The 17,865-nt window shown below is 56.3% G+C and carries 12 protein-coding genes and 1 pseudogene; 10 read left to right on the top strand and 3 right to left on the bottom strand.

Annotated features, from left to right (window positions below; all coding sequences use genetic code 11):
* Position 1 precedes the first annotated feature (1 nt).
* The 10 genes and pseudogenes from QEZ52_RS22830 to QEZ52_RS22875 all read left to right on the top strand — a co-directional run bounded on the left by QEZ52_RS22830 (position 2) and on the right by QEZ52_RS22875 (position 12,062).
* Positions 2-1,135, top strand: a complete 1,134-nt coding sequence (locus tag QEZ52_RS22830; protein ID WP_343211469.1) for an FAD-dependent oxidoreductase — start codon at positions 2-4, stop codon at positions 1,133-1,135.
* A 26-nt stretch (positions 1,136-1,161) separates the two neighbouring features.
* A complete protein-coding gene (locus QEZ52_RS22835; RefSeq protein WP_343211470.1) occupies positions 1,162-1,614 on the top strand; it encodes a RidA family protein in 453 nt (150 codons plus the stop codon).
* A gap of 165 nt (positions 1,615-1,779) precedes the next feature.
* Positions 1,780-2,496, top strand: a complete 717-nt coding sequence (locus QEZ52_RS22840; protein WP_406651458.1) for a hypothetical protein — start codon at positions 1,780-1,782, stop codon at positions 2,494-2,496.
* Positions 2,480-5,338 carry an SUMF1/EgtB/PvdO family nonheme iron enzyme gene (locus QEZ52_RS22845; RefSeq protein WP_343211472.1) on the top strand — a complete coding sequence of 953 codons (2,859 nt, stop codon included), beginning with the start codon at positions 2,480-2,482 and terminating at the stop codon, positions 5,336-5,338. The genes QEZ52_RS22840 and QEZ52_RS22845 overlap by 17 nt, the downstream gene beginning before the upstream one ends.
* A gap of 218 nt (positions 5,339-5,556) precedes the next feature.
* Positions 5,557-6,566: pseudogene (locus QEZ52_RS22850) on the top strand (IS30 family transposase).
* A gap of 388 nt (positions 6,567-6,954) precedes the next feature.
* Complete coding sequence (locus QEZ52_RS22855) at positions 6,955-7,278, top strand: hypothetical protein (RefSeq protein WP_343211371.1); 324 nt, start codon at positions 6,955-6,957, stop codon at positions 7,276-7,278.
* A gap of 171 nt (positions 7,279-7,449) precedes the next feature.
* The gene (locus tag QEZ52_RS22860; protein WP_343211372.1) at positions 7,450-9,384 is read left to right on the top strand and encodes a copper resistance system multicopper oxidase; all 1,935 of its coding nucleotides are present in this window, start codon (positions 7,450-7,452) and stop codon (positions 9,382-9,384) included.
* Between the two features lie 29 nt (positions 9,385-9,413).
* Positions 9,414-10,118: a copper resistance protein B gene (locus QEZ52_RS22865; protein WP_343211373.1), complete on the top strand. Its 705-nt coding sequence runs from the start codon at positions 9,414-9,416 to the stop codon at positions 10,116-10,118.
* A 106-nt stretch (positions 10,119-10,224) separates the two neighbouring features.
* Positions 10,225-10,740: a cupredoxin family protein gene (locus QEZ52_RS22870; RefSeq protein WP_343211374.1), complete on the top strand. Its 516-nt coding sequence runs from the start codon at positions 10,225-10,227 to the stop codon at positions 10,738-10,740.
* A 92-nt stretch (positions 10,741-10,832) separates the two neighbouring features.
* Entirely contained in the window at positions 10,833-12,062 is a 1,230-nt protein-coding gene (locus tag QEZ52_RS22875; RefSeq protein ID WP_343211375.1) for an ABC transporter transmembrane domain-containing protein, read from the top strand.
* Positions 12,063-12,073: 11 nt separating this feature from the next.
* On the opposite strand, the gene QEZ52_RS22880 is transcribed toward QEZ52_RS22875, so the two are convergent.
* The 3 genes from QEZ52_RS22880 to QEZ52_RS22890 all read right to left on the bottom strand — a co-directional run bounded on the left by QEZ52_RS22880 (position 12,074) and on the right by QEZ52_RS22890 (position 17,784).
* Positions 12,074-13,420 (bottom strand): APC family permease, encoded by a 1,347-nt coding sequence (locus tag QEZ52_RS22880; protein WP_343211376.1) that lies wholly within the window; start codon positions 13,418-13,420, stop codon positions 12,074-12,076.
* A gap of 908 nt (positions 13,421-14,328) precedes the next feature.
* The gene (locus tag QEZ52_RS22885) at positions 14,329-16,614 is read right to left on the bottom strand and encodes a copper-transporting P-type ATPase (protein ID WP_406651461.1); all 2,286 of its coding nucleotides are present in this window, start codon (positions 16,612-16,614) and stop codon (positions 14,329-14,331) included.
* A 108-nt stretch (positions 16,615-16,722) separates the two neighbouring features.
* Positions 16,723-17,784: a YncE family protein gene (locus tag QEZ52_RS22890; protein ID WP_343211378.1), complete on the bottom strand. Its 1,062-nt coding sequence runs from the start codon at positions 17,782-17,784 to the stop codon at positions 16,723-16,725.
* Positions 17,785-17,865: the final 81 nt, after the last annotated feature.

Raw genomic sequence — 17,865 nt, forward strand, 5'->3', positions numbered from 1 at the left:
AATGAAACCAGACAACACAACTAAAAATTACGATGTCGTTGTAATTGGCGCTGGAGTACAGGGCCTGAGTAGTGCATTTTTTTTGGCAAGAAATGGCAAAAAGAAAGTTGCGATTGTCGAACAAGAGAAGTCTTACGGTTTAGGGTCGTCATCACGATCAGGTTCAATGATTATGAAGTCCCGAGAAAACCGACCAAAAATCGAACTCTCACTATTTTCATTTTCTTTTTTCGAAAACTTTGGGAAACTCTTCAACCAAGAACTCGAGTTTCGTAGAACTGGCTTTCTGAGCTTAATTGGCGAACAACATGCTGCTCGCTACGAAGCAGAGCATGAATTGCGCCGAGAACTGGGCGTGCCTTCTCGAATGATATCAAACTCGAAAATTCGTACGATGTGTCCGGCAGTTTCGACTGAAGGTTTAGAGTTCGGCGTTTACTGCGAAGACGATGGGGAAGTAAGTGCCCAGCAAATCCTAGACAATTACTACAATGCTGCCGCTGAAATGGGTGTCGATGTCTACTTTGACAGTGAGATTGCTTCATTCGAAACTGCCGGAGGACAGTTACTGGGGCTCCGAACAACGCGAGACAATTTTCGTTGCGATTACATTGTCAATGCTGCTGGTGCAGGAGCTCCAGATATTTCTGCAAAGCTCGGGTTTGAATTACCCCAGAGTAACTTGAGGCGGTCCATCTTCTTCTGTCGGGCTGATAATCCTAAGCTTTATACAGGGCCAATGGTCGAGGATGCCGAGCTTGAGTGGTATTACCGTGGACTTGTTGACGGAAGAGTACTGATTGGCATGGGATTGGAGCCAGAAAACACCGTGACCGTTGGCCCAAATCTAGGCTTTCTGCCAAGCGTTCGTTTGGCAACCAAGCGAAGAGCACCGCAGCTCGAAAACTTCGAAGTAATCGATGGGCACAGTGGAATTCGACCATTGTCGCCTGACATCATTCCTTTGATTGGCCCATCCCAAAGCTACGCAAATTTCATTTTGAACACCGGTTGGGGGGGTGAGGGCATAATGCACTCACCTGGGGGAGGCGCAATTGTGTCTGATATTATTGACGGCACACGCAACTACCCGTTCAAGACGTCCGCTTTCCTCCCAAAGCGGTTCAACATCTAAGCAAACTTCCAGAGAAAGGAAACAGAATGATTGAAGATCGCCTGAAGGAACTGGGCTACGAATTTGAGGCGGCGCCCCTGCAAATTCTCACATTTCACGCCGCGGTGCGCACGGGGAACCTGGTATTTACGTCGGGGCAGATTCCTTGGCTTGGTGACACAAAAATTCAAGGGCGTGTTGGGGCTGATGTTGACCTCGAGTTGGCACAAAAGGCTGCAGAGATTTGCGCGTTTAACTGCATCAAAGCCGCCGGTGCCGTGGTATCTCCAAACGAGATCACTCGCGTAGTAAAAGTGCTTGGCATGGTCAATGCCGCACCAGGGTTTGATCAAATGTCCGAAGTGATCAATGGTGCGAGCGACTTCTACTCAAATGTATTTGGAGACGCAGGTTTCCATGCTCGGTCAGCTGTAGGCATGTCGCTGCCATCCGATTGGGCTGTTGAAGTCGAGACGGTTTTCGAAGTCAAAGCGAGCTGAGGCGTGAGGTCGGCTCAACAAGGCGCCGAACTTACTTTTGACATCGTTCTAGGTGATTTTGGTCGACTGGCATCGGTGGACTACGCGAGATATTTGTCGGAAGAGGAGCAGTCCCGCCTTACCGCTCAGGGAAACCTGGACTTCTTCGACGAGGAGCGGCGTATCATGTTCAATCTCTGCTGCCAGATTGAGTGGTACAAGAGAGACTCTATCGCCAACCAGTTGAAACGTCAGGGTCACATCGATCGAGATATCTTAGTCGGTATTGGCCCCGACAATGTTGCGGACGAATTCCTTAATAAGGGGTCTGAAACTGTTACAGAAAATATCAAATGCGCAATCGGAAAGAACTACCGGAGAATAAGAGTATATACACCCTGCAACGGACTTTCTGACCTGACTAGGGAAATTGTAGCTCGAGGTGTCGCCAGTTTAGCAGGTGAGAGTTATGGTGACCAGCTACGATCAGAAGGCGAGTGCTCCTTGCCCAATGGAATATTGGTTGAATTCTCTAACGTAGCCCAAAAAGTTGTGCGACGAATTAGTAGGAAAAGCCCTTCCCAGACCGTTCTTGTATTGGGCACTAAAGGAGTGAATGACATTTACAGAAAACAGGTCAATGGAACCGGGCTTTCTGTGTTCCCACTGAACAAAAACGACTTCAAACTTATCGATGACGCAATTGTGGCTTCAATCGGTAAGAGCGCCGACCACCTCAACTCTATTAAATCCGACTTGATGGAGAGAATAGTTTCGCGGTTTCGGGCTACACACCCTCTTGGTCCGGTTTTGGAAGCATGTACTGATTTTAGTTTTGGCCTCGGCGAAAACACACTGAGGATTTTTGCTGAGGAGATGGTTAACGATGTCTACGGAAGTTGATACCAACGCACCCCTCAAGAGCACGCTAGATAAAGTCTGGTCCTTTATTGTGGAAAACGGTGAGACAATTCTCACCGATCTCACCACAGAGTTGATACTGGTCGTTGTTGGCCTCTTCTTTCTTGCACTGAGGTGGGTGCATAAGAAGCGCCTTGCTCAAAATCCGGCACCAAGGGAGCAATTGCCTCCCGTGGTCGACGACGAAGAACTGATGGACCAATTCGTTTCGGAAACTATGAACCGGTCTGTTCAATTGTCATTCGGACTGGCACTCACACCACCAGAAGGCAGCCACAACGAGGGTGCTCCTGAAATAACCCTTGATCAGATATGGACACCACTTCGAGTCGCGGATTCTCAAGTCCGGGCAGAGAAGACCGGTACTCACGAGAACATGGCCGAAGGTGACCAAGGTATCCCGCTCGAGCCATTTCTATATGAAAGTGAAGACGATTTGATCGTGCTGGGCGAACCTGGAAGCGGTAAATCAACTTCACTAGCAGCTACCGCCTACCATTTCTCTAGCGATTGGTCTTCGATCGGAGATAAAATTGCGATCTGGGTTACCCTGGCTTCTGTGCGAGAAAGCGACGATCTAGACGAAGTTGGGTTGTTGCTTTCGGGTGTTCCAGAAATCGGATTCCTAGCCAAAAAGTTTGGGACTGAGTCATCTCTTAGCCTTAAGTCGGAACTGCGAAAAGCTATTTCGTCAGGATCAGCTATCTTGCTTCTTGATGGCTTGGACGAAGTCAAAGAGTTCCGGTTGGATGCGGTTAAAAAGGCGATAACTTTTATTAAGAGAAAACATAGAACGTCCAAAGTAATCGTAACTTGTCGCGCGTTCGACTATCGACAGCAAATCCCGAACAGAAAACTGCCGTTTGAACATGAGTTGGAGTTACTCCCTTATGATAGCGAGCAACAACAGTCCTATGTCGAAAGCTGGTATTCGGCAGCGGTGTCGTCTGGGCGCCTCACGGTCGATGAAGCCTCGCCACTTTGCGCTGCTTTGATCGTTGAGTTGAAAACCCCTGACGTCGGAGAGCTTGGCGCATCTCCTCTTTTGCTGGCACTGCTAACAATGATTCACTCAGAAGAGGCTAAACTACCAGATTCGCGCGCCGTCCTTTGCGACAAAGCCGTCGAGTACATGTTGGCTGACGCAGCAAAATGGCGGTTTCGAGAAGCAGGGCAACAGACGACCGCCACACCACCGGTAATCTCTCTAGCCATCGATGTTGCCCACGCTATCCACGTTAGCGAGGAAGACTTGGATGGCGCGAGTCCTTCCGGCATTTCGTCTCGGGAAGTGTTAAATTTTGCGCGGAAAATCTGTGAGCAAATGAAAGATGCAGAACCGACAAGAAACATCCCGTCAGCAGAGAACTTGGCAAAGAGGCTACTAAATAGTCACGGCTTGCTCGTCGAGACCTCAGAAGACACGTACGAGTTTTCTCATCGTTCCTTTCAGGAATTCTTGGCTGGACAATACTACGCCGCAGGTGCCCACGATGAAGAAGCGCTTAACTATGCCGCCAAGCTTCACTGGCGCGAGCCATTCAGACTTCTTGCCAGCTTTGCTGGTCACGAAGGTAACAACCTATACTACGTGGTCTCGCTCATAACCCGTCTAGTCCGCACAGAAAACGTATCTCACGACTTTATCCTCCGGACGTTGCTCGGCGCCGAAATGCTAGCGGAGATTGGAAAGAGGAGGCTCGCTCTTCACAAGTACGAACGTGTCTACGGAGAGCCGATTTCGGGAAACGTTGGGGAAACGGGCCTATGGGGGATAGCCGCGGAAATTTTGCATGATCAGGTCGAAGACGAGAAAATGAGTCTCGCGGAGCGAGATCGCGCCGGTGTCATTCTTGGTCAGTTAGGTGATCCGCGTATCATTTCTCCAAATGGTGAGAGCATTTTCGAGAATGCAGTTCCAATTCAGGGGGGTCTAAGAAAAATTGGAACGGATAGATTGGATCCAGCTGACCTTAGAAAAACGGGTGGTTTTTTGGGCGGCATTCGCATGGTGCAGCTACCTGACTTCAAGATATCCAGATACCCAATCACCAACCACGAATTTGGGACCTTTATAGAAGATGGTGGTTACCAAAATCCTGAATTTTGGAATGGTCGGTTAGCGAAAGGTTGGATGCAGGGAACAGACTCCGTATTGGACGAGTTAAGGTCACACTGGATTGAAACGCTCCATCTTCACCATGAAAAAGAGATCAACGCAGGAGAAATATCTTTGGAAGACACCGAAAGGGAAGCTTCGCAAAGAATCGCGCCTAGAAACCTGCCTTACTACTGGAATGACCGCCGATTTAGTGCAGCAAATCAACCCGTCGTTGGGATAAATTTTTGGGAAGCTAAAGCGTATTGTGCTTGGGCAACCGAAAATGCCAGAACGCGTGGCTGGATTAACGAATACGAATGTGTTGCCCTACCAACGGAATTTGAATGGGAAGCTGCATCGCGACCGATTGATGATGATCGGATCTTCCCTTGGGGAGATAATTGGGACGAAAGCAAGGCTCACGTTCGAACCAATTTACTTAACTTGAGGCAGCCGACACCTGTGGGTGTCTATCTTGAAAACTGGGACGGCGGTCCATGCGAAATGGCGGGGAATGTGTGGGAATGGACCGATAGCCTGTTTGTCGACTTCGACGAGACCCTCGACGCGGAGCGCCAAAACGACGACAGTCTCGAACAAAGGGTCGTGAGGGGCAGCTCTTGGCAAAATAACCCAATCGTTGCGGCATGCGGAGCTAGAGCAGTTGATAGGTCCTACAACCTATTTTACGATGTCGGCTTCCGGGTGATAATCAGAGTTTAACCATAATCGTCGCACCTGAAGTTGCTCCGTATCAGCGTTGCTCGAACGGAAATCTGGATTCACCGGAATTTCGACAAAAAATTCACATAACGTTAATTACTTGCAACCGCTTTACTTAACATAATAAACCTTACGCGTCCTTTGTATGTAGCCGGGGTGGATTCACAAACGAAGTGCAAATTCTGTACAAATACAGAGAGTTGCATGGAGTATGAAGAATGGGAAGCCATTACTGTCACCTGAATCTGGATGAACGCCGCAAGCTCGCAAAGTGGCTTGAAGCCAAAATGCCGATTTCAGAGATCGCGGATCGATTAGGTCGCGACCCCTCCACGATCTACCGAGACATCAAGCGCAACCGGTACACGGACACCGAACTGCCCGAGTTGAACGGCTACTACGCTTTGAATGCCCAGGACATGTACGAGAAGCGCCGCGCGATCCATCGCAAGATGATCGTTCACCCTGAGCTGAAGGAAGCCATCGAAGATCGGTTGAAGGCTGGCTGGTCCCCCGAACAGATCGCAGGACGCATGCGGCTGGAGCACCATCCGATCCGTGTGAGCCACGAGACGATCTATCGGTTCGCTTATTCCAAAGATGGCCGCGATGAGCAATTCTATCGTCACCTTCCCGAACATCGCCGTCGCCGCAGGCCGCGTGGCTACCGCAGGCACAACCGAACGCACATCTTCGACGTTCAAAGCCTGTCCCACAGGCCCGAGCGCGTCGCGGATCGCAAGCAGTTCGGCCACTGGGAGTGCGATCTGATGATGTTCCGCAAAGAGCATGGAAAGGTCAACGTGACGTCCTTGGTCGAACGCGTCAGCCGCTATGCTGTGGTGATGCGAAACGAGGATCGCCAGTCCAAACCAATCATGGAAGCGCTGATCCAGGGCCTAGCTCCCCTGCCCGCAGATGCACGTCAGTCGATCACCTTCGACCGTGGCACGGAGTTCTCGGCCTGGAAGCACCTCAAGCCGGGATCGGCGCGGACGCATGGTTCTGCGATCCGCAAGCGCCGTATCAGAAAGGCACCGTGGAAAACACGAACAACAGATTGCGAAAGTACCTTCCCCGCTCGACCGAACCGACGGCGCTGACAAATCGATATTTGAGGTCGATTTGCCACCGCCTCAATTCAACGCCGCGCAAATGCCTTGGCTACAGAACGCCCGCAGAGGTCTTCGAGACCAAGCTGATGGAAATCCAGAACCGACTGGGATAAAACGACATATCAGGAACTGCACTTCAGCGTGAGTTCACACCGGGCACATTCTACCCTCCTGCGCTATCGCCCTCCGCCTCCGGAAACACTCAACCTGATCGGCTCGAGGCCGGTCATGCACTAGAAATCAAGCCGAACCAATCAGGTGGGGCTGATCAAGTCGCCAGTTGACCATGAAATAGAGAGGAAGAAAACTAGCAAGGCAGGCGTCTGGGAAACCAGGGGCTTTTCAAGCTGCTACTGATCTGAAGTCTTGGAAGCTCGGCAGTACATCAGAAAGCCGATCATTCACGCGAGCGCATCCAGATCAAATGTATCAAAACGTATCCTTGAGTTGCAGTACTTCGCTGGCTAGCTAGATAAGGCAAAAGAAAGCGGAGTTGTGTCAATGCGCTCAAAAGCGGGAAAACAGTGGACGGCGTTTCTGCTAGCGCTGTTGCTGGCAATGTCAGCGATTTCCGCGCATTTGACTGCTGAAGCAGAAGGGCCAGTTGAGAACGCTGCTGTATATCAGCATGGAACAGAGGAAGGCCACAACCATTCCGCCCTCGGCCAGTGCCACCAGGCTTCGGCCTGCGAAGGCTCGGCTGCATTGCAGGTTTGGCAGCAGTCTTCCATCATCATTGAAGCTGGAGAACTCGCGGTCGTCCCGGTTAGTCTCAGCCTGGCTTCCTTGGCGCCTGAAGCGCACCTTCCACCTCCCAAAGTGTAGCCCCAAAGCTTGACCAACCGATGACATCCCCTCCGTTTGAGGGATGCAGCGTGTAATTGCCCCGTTTTGCAAATGAACGCTGCTCCGGTTGATACCAACAATTAAAACGCTGCGCTTGGGGATACCTTCGGGGCCAGCGGACCAGTATTTCAACAGATCAAAGGACTGACGATGCCAACCATCGAACCTTGGCGCGCGGCCATAGCCAGCGTTGCCCTTATCTTGTCCGCGACTACCGCGGCACACTCAGGAACCTACGACATCTCAGTGGACAAAATCCGCATCGACGCTGGCGATTTTCGAAAATCCGGGATCGGTTACAACAAAAGCCAGACCCCTACAGTCTTGCGATTCAAAGAGGGTGAGGATGTTACGCTAAACGTGACAAACAACCTGCGCGAGGATACATCGATCCACTGGCACGGATTGATCCTGCCCTTCGATCAGGATGGGGTGCCAAAGATCAGCTTTGACGGCATCAAGCCGGGCGAAACCTTCACTTACAACTTTCCGATCAAGCAGGCCGGAACCTACTGGTTTCACAGCCATTCGGGGTTCCAGGAGCCGGATGGAGCCTATGGTGCCATCGTGATCGAGCCCAAGGGCGGAGAGCGCATCCGCGCGAACCGCGATTACGTGGTGCAACTGACCGACACCCACCCGCAGCGCGGCAAGCGGATCATGCGCAACCTGAAAATGTCGGCGGATTACTACAACCGCTCGCAGCGCACATTGCAGGATCTGATCAAGGATTCGGGCGATATCGGCCTCAAGGCGGCTCTGGAAGACCGCAAGATGTGGGGCCGGATGCGGATGATGCCCACCGATGTCGAGGACGTCCAGGGGTTCACCCCCATGATCAACGGCGAAAGCACCGAGCAGAACTGGACCGGCCTGTTCAAGCCGGGCGAAAAGGTGCGGCTGCGGCTGATCAACTCCTCGGCCATGGCCTATTTCGACGTGCGGATCCCGGGCCTCAAAATGACCGTGGTTCAAGCCGACGGCAATGATGTCAAGCCGGTCACGGTAGACGAACTGCGGATCTCGGTGGCCGAAACCTATGACGTGATCGTGCAGCCCAAGGAAAACCGCGTTTACAGCATCTTGGCTGAATCGATGGGCCGCACGGCCCTGGTGCGCGGCACCCTGGCCCCGCGCGAAGGCATGGCCGGACCGGTGCCGCCGCTGCGGGAAAAACCGCGCCTGACCATGGCCGACATGAGCGGCATGATGGGCGGCATGGGCATGGAAGGCCATGTCATGCAAAGCGCCGCCAAACCGCTCGACGACATGAGCGGCATGGATCACAGCCAGATGAACATGCAGCCCAAACCGCAACCGATGGAGGGCATGGACCACAGCCAGATGGGCCACGCCGCACCGGCCCCCAAGGCCGAGGCCGCGCCGATGGATCACTCTGCCATGACCGGCACCGACCAACCGATGGATCACAGCCAGATGGGTCATGCCGCGCCGGCGGCTCAGGCCAAGGCCGCACCGATGGACCACTCCACCATGACCGGTGCGGACAAGCCTATGAAAGGCATGGATCACTCCAAGATGACCGGGTCCGGTAACTCGATGGCGGGTATGAATCATTCTGCAATGGCCAATGCCAAGGGACAGGGCGACCCGTTCTATGCTCCCGGCAGCGGGCTGACCCCGAAGGCGGCCAATGGCGGCAAGTTTCTCAGCTATGACGACCTGACGGCGCGTAAACCGCTCTACAAGGACCGGCCCGCAACCCGCGAGATCGAGTTGCGCCTGACCGGCAACATGGAACGCTACATCTGGTCGATCAACGGCAAGAAACTGTCCGAGGCAGAGCCGATCGTGCTGAAGTACGGTGAACGGGTGCGGTTCAAATTCGTCAACGAAACCATGATGTCCCACCCGATGCACTTGCACGGTATGTGGTCGATCCTGGATACAGGCAAGGGCAAGTACGACCCGATCAAACACACGGTCAGCGTCGCGCCAGGCACCACCGTCTATACCGAGACCGAGGTTGATGTGACCGGCCAGTGGGCCTTTCACTGCCACCTGTCTTACCACGCCGACGCGGGCATGTTCCGCAAGGTCGTGATCCAAGGCGGCCCCGCCTGATGCGCTCCCACAAGGAAAGAGACACAGAGATGAACAGAATGCGCAATGCCGCCCTTGCCGGGGCGATGGCGATGGCCTGGGCGCTTCCCACGCAGGCGGAACAGCTGATCTACGGGTTCCAGGCCGAACAGCTGGAATACAGGCAGGGTGATGGCGAAGACAGCTTCGTCTGGGATTTCGACGCCCTGATCGGCACCGACGAGCAGAAACTCGTCTGGCGCAGCGAAGGCGAGCGGGTACAGGGGGCGGGCGGGTTCGAGACGCTCGAAAACCAGCTGCGCCTGCAATTCCCGGTATCGACCTTCTTCGATGCGGTGGTCGGCATTCAGGCAAGCACGCCCGACGGCCTGCCGGATCGCTATAACGCGGTTCTGGGCCTCAAGGGACTGGCACCGCAATGGTTCGAGATCGACGCCGACCTTTATCTGTCGGACAATTCCTTCTTTCGCTTCGAGGGCGAATACGAGGCGATGCTGACCAATCGGCTGATCCTGACTCCGAACCTAGAGCTGACAGTGCCCCTGCAGGATGACCTGGCCTATGATCAGGCCGCTGGCGGTGCCACGATCGAAGCAGGTTTGCGGCTCAGCTACGACCTGATCGACCGGGCCGTTTCGCCTTATATCGGGGTGAACTACGAACGGTCCTATGGCGGCACTGCGGATCTAATCCGTGCCGCGGGCGACGAGAACGGCACGTTCTCGGTCGTGTTCGGAACAAAACTGATGTTCTGACCGGACATCGGGCGGGCCGCGGCCAGCCCGGTCACCAGCGGCGTGGCAAGCCCAAAATCGCTGCGCCGCTGGTATCACCTATCCTCAAACCTAACAGGAGTTAACTATGAAAAACCTTCTTATCGTTTCGCTCGTAGCCGCTATCGGTGCCAGTGTCGCCATCGCCGGACCCTCGGGTCACGGTGAAGAAAGCAAGGACAACAGCGCACAGGGCCATGGCAGCAGCGGTCACGCTAGCATGATGGAAACGGGCATGCCCGGACGGGCCAGCCAGGTAAACCGCATGATCATGGTGACGATGAGCGAAACTGACGACGGCGAGATGATCTATACCCCGAAAGATTTCGATATCAAAAAGGGCGAAACAATCCGCTTTATGGTGACCAACAAAGGTGAACTGGAACATGAGTTCATCCTAGATACCGTCGAGCGCAATGCAATGCACAAGGAAGCGATGGCGCAACAGATGGAATCCCACCAGAGTCCAAACGCAATTACGCTGGAGCCAGGTGAAAAGGGCGAGATCATCTGGACCTTCGGCAATCCCGGCACCTTCGAGGTCGCCTGCCTGATCCCCGGACATTACGAATCCGGCATGTTCGGCAAGGTCGCTGTAAACTAACCTCCCGGCACCTCACCACTCGACGGAACAAGGTGCCCACCTGCGCGGCAATTCAATGGGGTTGCCGCGCTTTTTCTGGATATTCCCCAACGATGACTGGTTCTTGGTTCCCGGAGTTTCACACGCTGGCGCATTCAGTCGCTGGGTGGTTGGGGACGGATTACGACAGCGGGGCCCCGGATTGGGTACATCCGCTGATGCACCTGATCCTGGTGCTTGCCCCCTCGCTTCTCATGATGTCGTTGCTTGCGCTGGTGATCCGCGGATTGCGGCGGCTGCACCAGCACCATGAGAAACGCGACCCAAGGCACCGGAGGCGGCCGCGCATCGGCGGGCTGGATCGGAACCTGCTGACTCAGATCCTGCGCGGAACCCGCCGCCGCCAGGTCGGTCTTTTGCTGCTCAGCCTGTCGCTGATGCCGCCACTTTATCTCTCGCTGGAAATGCCCAAACAGATCGTCAACAATGTGCTGGAACCCTCGGCGGGACCGGGCGAGATTTACGGCTTCACTCTCAGTCAGACGCAAATGCTGGGCCTGTTCAGCGCCATCTATCTTGCCGCCATCTCGCTGAACGGCCTGGGTAAATACACGCTGAACAGGTGCAAGAGCCAGGTCGCAGAACATCTGCTCAGACGGTTGCGGCTGCTGATCTACCGGCATTGGCGGCATCGGCTGCCGCACCATCGCCAAAGCGAAATCGTGCAAGTCCTGAGTGCTGAAGTAGAGCCCATCGGCGGCTTCGCCGCCGATCTGATTGCACTACCGGTGACACAGGGCGGGACCCTGCTTACCATCCTCTTGTTCATGTTCCTTCAGGACCCGATCCTAGGGGCTGCGGCACTTACGGTTTTACCTCTGCAACTGGTCCTGCTACCCTATCTGCAACGGATCGTGAATCGGCTGAGCCGCGAACGCATCCGGGCCATGCGGGTACTGACTCGCGGCCTAACCGGGCAATTGTCGCCAGAGCAAAATGGTCTCGATGGAATCCGAAAAACGGCGGCCTCGCTGCGAGAGCTGGAGCAAATTCGCTATCGCATTCACCGGGTCAAGTTTCTGGCCAAGGCGCTCAACAATTTTCTGACCGCGCTGACCCCTTTCCTATTCTATTCTCTTGGCGGCTATTTCGTGATCGAAGAGCGGATCACCCTAGGTGCCCTGATCGCGGTGCTGGCCGCGCACAAAGACTTTTCGGCACCGCTGAAAGAGTTGTTCCGCTATTATCAACAGCTCGAAGATTCCCGCATCCGCTATCGTGCGGTTCTGGGGTTTCTGATCGAGAGACCGGGCCCGCAGCGCCCAAAGGACGGCACGGCATGACCCGACCAATCCTATTGATGCCTACTATGGTCTATGGCCTCATCACGGGATACAAACCGCCCAAGATACAGCCGCTCGACCAGCAAAGCGACCAGCATGGTGGCAAAAGCAACGATAACGATGGTGGAATCAGAACGCCACTTAAACAGCATGAAAGCGACCAGAATGACGGCGTCCAGCGCCAGCGCCGTTAGGATGACCCAGCCCCTCGCCGCGATCCGGTGCCGCAGGTTCTTCCACACACCCCAGTGCACCACCATGTCCATCACCAGATAGAAGAAAGCGCCCAGCGAGGCGATCCGGCCCAGATCGAACAACACGGTCAGGGCACCGGCGATCACAACCGTATAGATCAGCATATGGGAGCGGATGCCGCCGGACATGCCAAAATGACTGTGCGGGATCATCTTCATCTCGGTCAGCATGGTCAGCATGCGCGACACCGCAAAGACGCTGGCGATCAGGCCCGATGCGGTAGCGACCATGGCAAGCGCAACGGTTAAATAGAACCCGATCTGGCCCAGAACCGGCTGCGCTGCCTCGGCCAGAGCATAGTCGCGGGCCTCCTGAATTTGCCCCGGCGTCAGCGCCGACCCGACAGCCAGCGCCACCAACAGATAGACGACGACACAGACCGAGATCGAGATCAGGATGGTCCGGCCGACATTGCGCCGAGGGTTTGTAATTTCGCCACCGCTGTTGGTGATCGTCGTAAATCCCTTGAACGCCAGGATCGACAGAGCCACCGATGCGGCAAATCCTGTGATCCCGTCTTCCGAAAAGCGAGCCTCGACCAACCAGTTTTCTAGGCCGCTGGCCCAGAGGGCGGCGATGCCAAACAGCGCTATACCGCCGATCTTGACCGCTGACATCACTACCGACCAAAGGCCCACCGACCGGTTTCCAGAAACGTTGACCAAATAAGCCATCACAATCAGGGCCACCGCGATCGCTGGCACCAACGGCCCGTCCTGAATGCCAAAGGGGCGCAACGCATAGGTGGCAAAGGTGCGAGCCACCAGGCTTTCGTTGATGACCATCGACAACGCCATCAGCACTGAAGCCGCCGCTGCCACGGCACCGGGGCCATAGGCTTTAATCAGGATCATCGCGATACCGCCAGACGAGGGCCAAGCGTTCGACATCACAATATAGCTATAGGCGCTGAACATCGTCACTACCGCGCCCAGTACGAAAGAAAGCGGAAACAACGGCCCTGCCAGGCCGGCGATCTGCCCGGTCAAAGCAAATATCCCCGCCCCGATCATCACCCCGGTCCCCATGGCGACCGCGTTGGTCAAACTGATGCTGCCAGTCTCTTCGGGCGCGACAGCATGGTTTTGTGTGGTCTTAATCATTTGGTTAGTCCTGCTTCCAAAGCAATTTCAAGCCGCCAATACCGGCGACGAATGGCGGATCAAGGCATCGCGGTAGATCTTACAAACCGCTTCAAATGGCTGTTCGAGAGTCAACGCATCGAGCAAAGGTCGGAAGGGCCCGCCAGAGTTGAGCTGACCTGCGGCAAGGGCGGACCGCGCCAGTACTGTGGCAGTCGCTTCGGACTGGTCCTCCCATGTTAGGGTCAGGCTACCCGTTTCACTCCCATCACGATTTCTGCCACGAACTTGCAAACGGGTTGATATCCGCCCAGAGGACGGCAACCTCAGCAAAAGACGTGCCGAAAGGTCGGCTCGATTTGCCAAGAACTTCCCCCCTCCCATACCAAGAAGTTTCATGAACAGTTGAGTTACCCACCCAGGTCTTAGCGATAGGAAGCACTGAACTGTGTCACATGCAGGTCCTAACTCTTCGGCCAGAATCTGCTGTTCGGTAAAAGGAGAACCAAGGGCTAAATCCGGTTGATCTCCCTGCCGCCATAGAACCCGGATTAGGGTATCGGCCGGGGATAGAGGCTGCCAGCCTCCATCCACTTTCGCTTTATAGGGCTGCGCCAGGCTTCGCATGAACCATGTAATCGGGGCTGGCAGAGGTTTCAATAAGCAGGCGCCCCGCCGTATCACAGTGCCGACAACTGTGGCCGAGGTTTGCTCGGTCAGGTTGACCACTATATCACCGCGTGCGCAGGGAAAGTCTGACCGCGGGTCTGCAAGGTTACGCACCAAATGCGCTGTACCGTCCAGAAGGGGACGTCGCGACACCGTCACAACCCGGTCAAGTTCCTGCCCGCGCAATAAGCGGACTGGATTCTGGCCGACAACACCCGTGCCGCCCAAATCCCAAACCGTATCTATCTGTGTACCTTGCATCAGATTCTCGTACCCCGCAGGCGCAACGCGTTCAAAACCACCGAGATAGACGATGCGCTCATCGCGAAGGCGGCCAACATTGGGCTGATCAAGATGCCGAGGAAGGGAAATAGCACACCCGCGGCAACCGGCACACCCGAAGCATTGTAGATCAGTGCGAAGAACAGATTCTGGCGGATGTTGCGCATCGTAGCGCGCGATAGACGCCGGGCACGCACGATCCCGTCAAGGTTGCCCTTGATCAACGTGAAGCCCGCGCTTTCTATGGCGACATCCGCGCCGGTGCCCATGGCGATGCCGACATCGGCCTGTGCCAGCGCGGGCGCATCGTTGACGCCGTCGCCCGCCATGGCCACCTTGCGTCCCTCGGTCTGAAGCTCGCGCACGATGCGCGCCTTGTCCTCGGGCAGCACGTCGGCGCGGATCTCGTCAATCCCCAGCCGTACGCCAATGGCTTTGGCGGTACGCTCGTTGTCGCCAGTAGCCATGATTATCCGAAAGCCCAGATCGTGCAGTGCCTTGAGCGCGACGGGCGTCGTTTCCTTCACAGGGTCGGCCACGCTGACCAGTCCCGCAATCTCGCCTTCCAGAACGACGAACATGACCGTTTCGCCTTCGTCACGCCTCGCATTGGCCTTGTCGGTCAGCACTCCGCCCTCAAGCCCCATATCTGTGATCAACGCGATATTTCCCAACGCCACGGTTCGGCCATCGACCACACCCATCACACCCTTGCCGGTCACGGCTTCGAAATCGCTGGCATTGGCCATGTCCACGCCGCGCTCCTCAGCCCCACGTACGATAGCTTCGGCCAGCGGGTGTTCCGACCCGCGCTCCAGCGAGGCGGCCAGTCGCAGAACTTCGGCCTCCTCATACCCCGGTTCGGGCAGGACCGCGACCAGCCGGGGTTTGCCTTCGGTCAGCGTCCCAGTCTTGTCCACGATCAGAGTGTCTACTTTCTCGAAGCGCTCCAGCGCCTCCGCGTTTTTGATCAGGACGCCCGCCTGGGCGCCGCGCCCCGTCGCCGTCATGATCGACATTGGGGTCGCCAGACCCAGTGCGCAAGGACAGGCGATGATGAGGACTGCCACAGCAGAGATGAGAGCATAAGAAAGGGCAGGCGCTGGTCCCCAGATCGCCCAGGCGATGAACGACAAGATGGCAATCACGATCACCACAGGCACGAAGAACCCCGCAACCTTGTCAGCGTATTTCTGGATCGGCGCGCGCGACCGCTGGGCATTCGCCACCATTTCGACAATCTGCGCGAGCATGGTGTCGGCACCAACCCGCGTCGCCTCCATCACCAGGCTGCCGGTGCCGTTGATCGTTGCCCCTGTCAGCGTATCGCCTTCGGTCTTCTCGACTGGAACCGGCTCACCCGAAATCATGCTTTCATCCACCGACGACCGCCCGTCGATGACGGTACCATCGACCGGCACCTTGTCACCGGGGCGCACGCGCAGGCGGTCACCGACCTGGACCGCCTCAAGCGGAATTTCCTCTTCGTTGCCGTCGTCACGGATCACCCGCGCGGTCTTGGCGGCCATGTCCAAAAGCGCCCGGATCGCCTTGCCCGTACCTTCACGGGCGCGCAACTCCATCATCTGCCCCAACAATACAAGAGTAACAATCACTGCCGCCGCCTCGAAATAGACACCCACATTGCCCTCGGAATCGCGGAACCCGTCGGGAAAAACCTGCGGCCGCAGCACTGCGACGATGCTGAACAACCACGCCGCCAGGACTCCCATCGAGATCAGCGAAAACATGTTCAGGTGCCGAGTTCGGAATGAGGTCCATCCCCGCACCATGAACGGCCAGCCGCACCACCAGACGACCGGAGTTCCCAACGCCAGCTCAATCCAAAGTGTCATACGTTCGCCGAACAGACCACGCACGCCGGGAAACCCCAAATAGGGTGCCATCGTCAACACCAGCAATGGCAGCGTAAGCCCGGCACCCACCCAGAAGCGGCGGGTGAAATCCACCAGTTCCGGATTCGGGCCGTCATCGGCCGATGCCGCGCTGTCCAGTTCCAGCCCCATGCCGCAGAGCGGGCACGAGCCAGGGTCGATCTGACGCACCTGCGGGTGCATCGGACAGATATAGACACTGCCCGTCCAGCCAGCGGGTACGCTGTCATAGTTGCCCCCTGGTTCGACCGTGCCGCCGTTCCCGTGGCAATGGGCATGCGAAGCGGTTTCCGCCTCGCGTTCCGAAACGAGGGTCATGCCACATTTCGGGCAGTTGCCCGGCGCGGATTGCCGCACCTCGGGATGCATCGGGCACGCAAAAATCTCTGTCCCTTCAGGTGTCTGATGGATGTGGGTGGAATGTTCCATACTGTGTCCGTTTGTTGACTGTGTGAATGGCAGAGCGGGTTGCCGGTACTAGGGCAGGATCACCATCTGGTGACCTTCACCATCGACCGCGATCTCAGATGTCACCTGAAGCGAGGCTTGATCGACCGCCCAGACCTTGGCTTCCTCGCGGCTGCTGACAAACAATGTTTCACTGCCATCGGCCGCGGTCAGGTGGTAGGGCGCTGGAGCAAGCTCTTGCAGACGGACAGCACCCGAGGTCAGGTCGACGGCCGCCACCAGGTCGGCGCCCTTGACCGCGACGAAAAGAGTCTCCTCACCATCGGACAGGTCAAGCCCGTGCAATTCGGCCCCGAACTCATAGGTCGCGGTTTCAGTGCCCGAGGCAATGTCCAGCCGCAGTACTGTGCCCGCCTCGGCATCGGCGACAAAGGCGCTGGTGCCGTCGCGGGACAGGGCGAAATGTTCGGGTCCTTCACCCGCCAGCAGGTTGCGCGACAGGATGCGCCGGTCGAGGTCCAGTTCGCTGAGTGTGCCGTTCCCGGTATTGCTGACATAGGCGAGGCTGCTGTCGGGGCTGAACGACACATAATTGGGCATTGGGCCGGTCGCGATGAAACCGGCATATTCCAGTGTGGACAAGTCGATCAGCGACACGCCATCGCCGCTTGGATGGGTTGCCATGGCCCAGCGACCATCAGGCGAAACGGCGGTGTGGTGCACCGCGCCCGGCACCTCGATCCGCCGCACGACCTCGCCCGTCTTGGTGTCGATCACCGACAAGAGGCTCAGCCCTTTGTCGGTCGGCATCGCGGCATTGGCGGGTTTGGCGTGATGGGCGTTGTGATCGGCCTGGCTGACACCCTCGGGCTTGGCTGTCTGGGCTGCGCTTTCCTGATCGATCTCGCTATAGCTGCCCGCCACCAGATACGGGGTACCCGGCGCGCCCGCCAGTCCGTGCACCGCCTCGACACTCGAGATTCTCCCGATCGGCTGACCGGTCTCACTCTCGACCATTAGAACAGAATCGGCGCTTCCTTCGGGAATATAGACTATGCCAGCCTGCGCGGTCCATGCTGTCATCAAAACGCCAGTCAAACCAAACACCGGTAGTGTGAGGGAACGGTTCATGACGGAGCTCCTTTCCAGGTCGGATTTTCACTGCGGACCAACTGACGTCGCACCACGCGGCGCAGGGCCAGCCCGACGAGC

This window comes from Aliisedimentitalea scapharcae, from assembly GCF_045277565.1.
Lineage (GTDB): Bacteria > Pseudomonadota > Alphaproteobacteria > Rhodobacterales > Rhodobacteraceae > Aliisedimentitalea > Aliisedimentitalea scapharcae.